The organism is Bacillus sp. GMa5/1 (assembly GCF_050172015.1).
GTDB lineage: Bacteria > Bacillota > Bacilli > Bacillales > Bacillaceae_G > Bacillus_A > Bacillus_A cereus.
The window spans coordinates 1-8,449 of record NZ_JBNLYC010000166.1 but is presented as its reverse complement, the minus strand read 5'-3'; the positions used below and the strand labels follow the sequence as shown (position 1 = coordinate 8,449).

Below are 8,449 nucleotides of genomic sequence, written 5' to 3'. Positions count from 1 at the left end.
GTTTGTATAAAGATCGATTCTAAGGGACCAGTGTTATTTAAGCAACGTCGAATTGGAAAAGAGAAAAGGGAATTTTATATTTTAAAATTCAGGACAATGAGAATAGATACACCGAAGGATACGCCGACACACCTTTTAGAAAATCCAGAGGTTTATATTACGAAATTAGGTAAATTTTTACGGAAAACAAGTTTGGATGAATTACCACAAATTTTAAATATTATTAAGGGAGAAATGAGTATAGTTGGTCCTAGACCAGCACTTTGGAATCAGTATGATTTGATAAAAGAGCGTGATAAACATGGAGCAAATGATATTCTTCCTGGTTTGACAGGTTGGGCACAAATTAATGGAAGAGATGAGCTACCAATTGATGTAAAGGCTAGTCTCGATGGTGAATATGCTCAGAAGATTAGTTTTTTGCTTGATGTTAAGGTATTTTTGAAAACAGTAGTCAGTGTAGCAAAGAGTGATGGAGTTAAAGAAGGAGCTAGAAAATAATTTTATAATTTAAGTTGGGGATAATTAGATGAAGATATTGATTACAGGCAACACCAGCTATGCTGGTAGAAGTTTGGAGAAATGGCTTTTGCAATGGCCCGATAAGTATTTAATTGATTTTGTTTCCTTAAGAAATGAAGAGTGGAAAGATAAAGATTTTTCTTTATACGATGTGGTTTTTCATGTAGCTGCAATTGTTCATCAGAAGGAAAAACCTGAAATGGAAGAACTTTATTATAAGGTAAACAGGGATTTAACTATAGAATTAGCTAATAAAGCTAAGAATGCAGGAATAAAACAATTCATATTTATGAGTACCCTTTCTGTATATGGTCTTGTTGGAACGGTTGGCAAAGAGGTTATGATTAATAAGGATACACTGTGTTGTCCAAATAGCTTTTATGGTAAAAGTAAGCTTGAAGCCGAACAACTGCTTGAAAAAATTCAAAATGAGAACTTTAAAGTTGCAATTTTAAGAGTTCCTATGATTTACGGACCTAATTGTCCAGGGAATTACGGGCAATTAAGGTGGATTACAGAAAAGACACCAGTGTTTCCAGCGATAAATAACAACAGAAGTATGATTTTTATAGATAATTTATCTGAATTTATAAGGTTATTAATTGATAATCAAGACCATGGATTGTTTTTTCCACAAAATCAAGAATATATTAATACATCATATTTAGTCAGGTTAATTGCAAAGGAAAAGAAAAAGAATATGTATTTATCAAAAATTTTGTCTTTGGGTATTAATCTATTAGCAGTACGTATTAAGGTTATTAACAAGGTCTTTGGGAATTTAACAATTGATTCGAAATTATCTAATTATAGCGACTGTAAATATTGCGTTGTTGATTTAGTCGAGTCAGTTAAACGTTGTGAAAAAATATAGAAATAGGTGCTGAAGTTTGAAGAAAAATGTATTGATAATGTGCCAATATTTTTACCCAGAATATGTTTCATCTGCTACGTTACCAACAGATTTAGCAGAAGACTTAATTGGAAAAGGACTTTCAGTAGATATTCTTTGTGGTTATCCTAAGGAGTACTATGAAGGAAAAGAAGTGCCAAAAAAGGAGCAATACAAAGGCATTAATATATCTAGAGTTAAATATACAGAGTTTAATAATAAGTCTAAGATAGGAAGGATTGCTAATTTCTTTTCATTTTTTATGTCGATGTTATTAAGGTTTCCAAGTCTATTTAAATATGAGTGTGTGTTGGTATATTCTAATCCACCTATATTGCCACTAATACCATATTTAATATCTCGTATTACAAAGACAAAATTTATTTTTGTGGCATTTGATATTTACCCAGATAATGCTCTAAAACTTGGAGCGATAAAAAAGGATGGATTTATCGAAAAATTAATGAAGAGTATTAATAAAAGAGTATATGGATATGCATCAAGTGTAGTTGCATTGGGAAATGAAATGAAACATTATATGCTTGAACAAGGACTGGTTAGTGAAGAGGAAAAAATTAAGGTTATCCCAAATTGGTATAGTGATAATAAAATTACAGATAATGATATTGTTTTTAACGAGGAATTTAAAGATCTAAGAGAAAAATGGCCATTCATTGTACTGTATAGTGGTAATATGGGAACCGCGCAGGATATGGATACAATCCTGGAATGTATATCTATGTTAAAGAATCGTGAAGATATTTTATTTATCTTTACTGGACATGGTAATAAGGTGAGCTATGTTAAAGAGTATTTAAATTCTAATGAAATAAGGAATGCTAAGATAGACGGTTTTTTATTAGGATCAGACTATATTGATATCTTAAAAATATCTGATGTTTGTTTAGTTAGCTTGGCAGAAGGGATTGAGGGTATCGGAGTCCCCAGTAAAACGTATGGCTATTTGGCTGCAGGTAAGCCGGTGTTAGCTATAATGTCAGATAAAACTGATATTGCTAAAAATCTACGAGAATATAATGCTGGTGGGAGTGTTATGCAGGGAGAGGCAGAGAAATTAAAAGTACTAATTATGAAATATATGAGTAATAAGGAGGGGTTAGAGGAAGCGAGTATTAACGCTAGAAAAATATTTGAAGATTTATATGATAGAAAAATTTGTTCAGATATGTACCATCATATGATAATTGAAGCAATAAATAAGGCGAAACTCTAGAAGAATAAATCAAAGGGTATTTTAAAGATAATTAGATGGAGGTCATTATATTGTTTAAGGATAAATGTTTATTAATAACTGGTGGAACAGGTTCTTTTGGTAATGCAGTAATGGAAAGATTTTTAGATACTGATATAAAAGAGATTCGTATTTTTTCACGTGATGAAAAAAAACAGGATGATATGAGAAAACTTTATAACAATGAGAAATTGAAATTTTACTTAGGAGATGTAAGAGATTTAGCAAGTGTTAAAAATGCTATGCATGGTGTAGACTATGTTTTCCATGCAGCTGCATTAAAACAGGTTCCTTCATGTGAGTTCTTCCCACTAGAAGCAGTAAAGACTAACATTATAGGTACAGATAATGTATTGACGGCTTCTATAGAATATAATGTGAAAAAAGTTATCTGTTTATCTACAGATAAAGCAGCTTATCCGATTAATGCAATGGGTATTTCAAAAGCAATGATGGAAAAAGTATTTGTTGCAAAATCAAAAACAGTATCTCCAGAAAACACACTTATTTGTGGTACGAGATACGGTAATGTTATGGCTTCACGTGGATCAGTTATTCCACTATTTATAGAACAAATTAAAAAAGGGCAACCTTTAACGGTAACAGATCCTAATATGACAAGATTCTTAATGAGTCTAGAAGAGGCTGTAGAATTAGTAGTATTTGCTTTTCAAAATGCTGTAGCTGGGGATATTATGGTTCAAAAATCTCCTGCAAGTACTATTGGTGATCTTGCTCAGGCTGTAAAGGAATTATTTAATGTTGATAACGAAATTAAAGTAATTGGTACACGTCATGGAGAAAAGCGCTATGAGACATTGTTAACAAAGGAAGAATACGTGGTAGCGGAAGATTTAGGAGGTTTCTTTAGGGTTCCTGCTGATCGAAGAGATCTTAACTACGATAAATATTTTGAAGAGGGAAATCAAAAACTTACGACTGTTGAGGAATATAATTCAGATAATACACAAATTCTTGATATTGAACAAATTAAAGAAAAATTATTAGAATTAGATTATGTACAAAAGGAACTTGAAGAATGGAATAAATTGAAAGTTTATACAATGAATTAGAGGGGAGGGGATAATTAATGAAAATTCTTGTTACAGGTGCAAAGGGCTTCCTTGGAAAAAACCTTGTTGCCGAACTTAAAAATCAGGGATATAAAGATATATTTGAATTTTCTAGAGAAGATGATATTACACTACTTGAGAGATATACAAAAGAATGTGATTTTGTTTTTCATTTAGCGGGTGTTAATAGACCAAAGGATGAAAATGAGTTTATGGAGGGCAATGCTGGTTTTACATCTCAGTTGCTAAACTTATTAAAGGAATCTGTTAATAAGGCTCCTGTACTCATTACCTCATCTATTCAGGCAGAAAATAATAATCCCTATGGGAAAAGTAAAAAAGCTGGTGAAGAGCTATTATTTGAATACGCTAAAGAAACTGGTAGTAAGGCCTATATATATAGGCTTCCGAATTTATTTGGAAAGTGGAGTAAACCTAATTACAATACGGTGGTAGCTACATTTTGTCATAATATTGCTAGAGGGTTAGATATTCAAGTGAATAATCCAGATGTAGAACTGAATCTTTGCTATATAGATGATGTGTTGGAGGAATTTTTTAAAGCTTTGAATCATACCCCAACTATACAGGATGATTATTGTTTTGTGCCTGTAACGCATAACATTAAACTTGGTGAGTTAGCTAATGTTATCAAAAGCTTTAAAGAAGGTAGAGAGAATTTAAGTATTTCAAATATGGGAGATGCTTTAACTAAAAAACTTTATAGTACATATTTAAGTTTTTTACCAGAAGATAAGTTTGTTTATGATTTAAAAATGCACAGTGATCATAGAGGGTCATTTACTGAGTTCATTAGAACACCTGAGCGCGGGCAAGTTTCTATAAATATATCAAAACCAGGAATTACCAAAGGGAATCATTGGCATCATACTAAAAATGAGAAGTTTTTAGTAGTGAGTGGTGAAGGTTTAGTACGATTTAGAAATATAGATTCAGATGATATTATTGAATATCGAGTGAGTGGAGAAAAATTACAAGTTGTTGATATACCAATTGGATATACACATTCAATTGTAAATGTAGGAGAAAATGATCTTGTTACAGTAATGTGGGTAAACGAATGTTTTGATCCGGAAAAACCAGATACTTATTTTTTGGAGGTATAGTTGATGAAAAAATTAAAAGTTATGACGGTTGTTGGCACAAGACCTGAGATTATAAGGTTATCAGCTGTCATTAACAAGTTAGAGGAATCGAATGCAGTGGAACATATTCTTGTTCATACAGGACAAAATTATGATTATGAGTTAAACGAAGTATTTTTTACTGATTTTAAATTAAAGAAACCTGATTATTTTTTAAATGCGGCAACTGGGACTGCTGTGGAAACTATTGGGAATATACTAGTGAAGATTGATCCTATTATGGAGGAAGTGGAACCAGATGCACTTTTAGTTCTAGGCGATACAAATAGTTGCTTATGTGCAATTGCAGCCAAAAGGAGACATATTCCAATTTTCCACATGGAAGCAGGGAATAGATGTTTTGATCAAAGGGTGCCTGAGGAAACTAATAGAAAAATCGTAGATCATACGGCTGATATTAATTTAACCTATAGTGATATTGCAAGGGAATATTTATTACGAGAAGGAATGCCGGCAGATAGAGTTATTAAAACAGGAAGTCCAATGTTTGAAGTTTTAAATTCAAGGAAAAATGATATTGAGAACTCAGATGTATTAGAAAGATTAGGGCTAGAAGAGGATAAATATTTTGTAGTATCTACTCATAGGGAAGAAAATATCAATTCGGAAACTAATTTCTTTGATTTAGTAGATAGTCTAAATGCAATTGCAGAAAAGTATAATATGCCTGTAATTGTAAGTACACATCCAAGGACTAAAAATATGATTGATACGAAAGGAGTTAAATTTAATCCGTTAGTAAGAACTTTGAAGCCATTAGGATTCAATGATTATGTGAAACTTCAAATCAAATCAAAAACAGTCCTTAGTGACAGTGGCACTATTAGTGAGGAATCCTCAATTCTTGGTTTTAAGGCACTCAATATAAGACAAGCACATGAAAGACCAGAAGCAATGGAGGAAGCATCTGTTATGATGGTGGGTTTAACAAAAGATCGCATTCTTCAAGGATTAGAAGTACTAGAAAGTCAAGAAAAAAACACATTAAGGCTTGTAGGGGATTACAGTATGCCAAATGTATCGGATAAAGTGCTTAGAATAATTCTTTCATATACAGACTATGTTAATCGAATTGTATGGGGTAAATAATAAACTCCTATTATGTATAACTTTTTATATTAAAACCGTTGGTATTAGTAAGTTTTCTTGGGTTTTAAAATGTTTATTATTTAAAGTTTATAACCAAATTTAAATCCCAACTCCTTTATAGATGAGTTGGGATTTATGTAGTTGAGCTATGTAATTGTGTGAGAAGTATTTCTTTTATTTTAATTGATATTTTAAAATTATTATATCATCTTGGAAGATGGCTAATAGATTTATGCTTATTTAAGGGATAATTTCTAAATATAGGAGTGGAATTTATTAAAATTTTCCCTGAAGTTATCAATAAAATTGCTTAGGGAAAGGATTAGTAGTATGAATATTATGGTTTTTGATGTTCCAGCAGAAAATGGTGGAGCATTATCTATTTTAAATGATTTTTATAATGAAGTAGTTGAAAACAGCAGTGTAAATATTAATTGGTTTTTTGTATTAAGTACACCGAAGCTAGCAGAAACTGATAATATAAAAGTCCTTAATTTTCCATGGATTAAAAAAGGCTGGGGACATCGCTTATATTTTGATCACTTTATAGCACCAAAACTAGTTAAAGAATATAGAATTGATAAAGTAATTTCATTTCAAAATATTACAGTCCCACATACAAAGTGTGAACAAATTCTTTATGTTCATCAATCTTTACCATTTGTCGATTATAAATTTTCCGTTAAAGAAAATGGGTTGTTCTGGGTATATCAAAATATCATAGGGCGTAATATAATCAGTTCTATTAGGAAAGCGAATAAAGTAATTGTTCAAACACAATGGATGAAAAAAAAATGTGCACAAAAAGCTCAGGTTTTAGATAATAAAATTGAAGTTATACCACCGACTATAAATATAGGCAGATTAAAGCATTTTGAGCCTAATGAAAAAGCACTATCAACGTTTTTCTATCCTGCGAGCGCACATATATATAAAAATCATAGGGTTATTGTAGAAGCTTGTAAGCATTTGAAAAATTTAACGAATTTGAATTATGAAGTAATATTTACATTAAGAGGGGACGAGAATCAGTATATTGCAGATGTATATAAGGAAGTGCAAAGTCAACGTCTGCCTATTCGGTTTACGGGGGAAAAAACAAGAGAAGAAGTATTTGAATTATATACTAAGTCAATCTTACTTTTTCCTTCTTATATTGAAACCTTTGGCATGCCTATGCTTGAAGCGAGAAGATGTGAGGGAATTATAATTGCGGCAGATGAACCTTTTTCAAAAGAGGTGCTTGCTGAATATAAAAATGCAAAATTCTTTGATACTTTTAATGCAAAAGAATTAAGTTTACTAATGTATGAGTATCTACAAGGTCAGGCTGAGTATTATATTGCCTCTGAATTTGAGTACAGAAGAAATAATTCTAGAAGAATAATTGATGCTATAGAAGGTTCTTGTTAAAAAATAATTGTTAATTGAATTATGAAGAATAAAAATTATAGATGTATAGGTGTGGAAAATGAAAATTTTATATTTTGGTAGTCTTTGTGATAAAGAGTGGTTTGAGTCAATATCTAATGCCAAGGGACTTCCTTCAAGCGTTGCACAATATTCCTTTGAAAAAGCATTAGTAAATGGAATTTTAGAGAGTAAAGATGTTGATATGGAAATATATTACCTTTACCAAGAGCAATATTATCCTAAGGGAAGATTTTTAAAGTTTAAAAAAAGAAAAAAGTGGTTAAATGATAAAAATACGGTGCGTTATTTATCCAATATTAATTTACCACTTATTAAGGAGATATATTCTGTGGTTCAGGGAGTATATTTGACCTTAAAATGGAGTCTGAAAAACTTTAAAGATAAAGAAAAAGTTATTTTGACACCATTTAATTACACACCTCTTTCCCTCGGAATCTATATAGCTTCAAAGTTATTGAGAATAAAGCGAGTAAACATTTTTACAGATCTTTCAAGCGATATAATGAATAATAATCGACAAAAAGAAATGCATTGGATAAAGAAAAATGTTCTTTCCACTTATAAGAGGCTAGTAGATTATATTGAACAGAATTATGATGGCTATGTTTTATTTACAGAACCAATGAATAAAAAGGTAAATTTATCAGGTAAACCATATATAGTTTTGGAAGGTATTTTTAATAATGATTTAGATTTATCACCTTTACCAAAGAGTAAAGCGATTATGTATGCAGGTACATTGGCCTTTGAATATGGTGTGAAAAATATTTTAGATGCTTTTGAACAAATAGAAGATAATGAACTTGAACTATGGCTTTTTGGTGATGGGGATATGAGAGAATATATTGAGAATCTAGCTATAAAAGATAAAAGAGTAAAATATTTTGGCTTCAAATCAAGGGCCGAAGTTTTTGAATATGAAAAAAGAGCTACTTTATTAGTTAATGCAAGAAATCCAGTAGATCAATATACAATGTATTCCTTCCCTTCAAAGACATTTGAATATATGGTTTCAGGGACT

The 8,449-nt window shown here is 31.0% G+C and carries 8 protein-coding genes; all 8 read left to right on the top strand.

Annotated elements, in window-relative coordinates; all coding sequences use genetic code 11:
• Positions 1 to 501: sugar transferase (locus ACQGSG_RS23905; RefSeq protein ID WP_426948181.1), on the top strand; the 501-nt coding region annotated here is incomplete at its 5' end.
• A 28-nt stretch (positions 502 to 529) separates the two neighbouring features.
• A complete protein-coding gene (locus ACQGSG_RS23900) occupies positions 530 to 1,396 on the top strand; it encodes an NAD-dependent epimerase/dehydratase family protein (RefSeq protein ID WP_000697853.1) in 867 nt (288 codons plus the stop codon).
• 16 nt (positions 1,397 to 1,412) lie between these two features.
• On the top strand, positions 1,413 to 2,648 hold the full coding sequence (locus ACQGSG_RS23895) for a glycosyltransferase family 4 protein (RefSeq protein ID WP_426948179.1): 1,236 nt from the start codon (positions 1,413 to 1,415) through the stop codon (positions 2,646 to 2,648).
• A 50-nt stretch (positions 2,649 to 2,698) separates the two neighbouring features.
• Entirely contained in the window at positions 2,699 to 3,739 is a 1,041-nt protein-coding gene (locus ACQGSG_RS23890) for a polysaccharide biosynthesis protein (protein ID WP_000471739.1), read from the top strand.
• Between the two features lie 17 nt (positions 3,740 to 3,756).
• On the top strand, positions 3,757 to 4,866 hold the full coding sequence (locus tag ACQGSG_RS23885) for a capsular polysaccharide biosynthesis protein CapF (RefSeq protein WP_000699353.1): 1,110 nt from the start codon (positions 3,757 to 3,759) through the stop codon (positions 4,864 to 4,866).
• Positions 4,867 to 4,869: 3 nt separating this feature from the next.
• Positions 4,870 to 5,994: a non-hydrolyzing UDP-N-acetylglucosamine 2-epimerase gene (gene wecB / locus ACQGSG_RS23880; RefSeq protein WP_000734429.1), complete on the top strand. Its 1,125-nt coding sequence runs from the start codon at positions 4,870 to 4,872 to the stop codon at positions 5,992 to 5,994.
• A gap of 330 nt (positions 5,995 to 6,324) precedes the next feature.
• The gene (locus tag ACQGSG_RS23875) at positions 6,325 to 7,407 is read left to right on the top strand and encodes a glycosyltransferase (protein WP_001024417.1); all 1,083 of its coding nucleotides are present in this window, start codon (positions 6,325 to 6,327) and stop codon (positions 7,405 to 7,407) included.
• 58 nt (positions 7,408 to 7,465) lie between these two features.
• Positions 7,466 to 8,449, top strand: a 984-nt coding sequence (locus ACQGSG_RS23870) for a glycosyltransferase (protein WP_426948176.1), incomplete at its 3' end; no start/stop codon positions are given.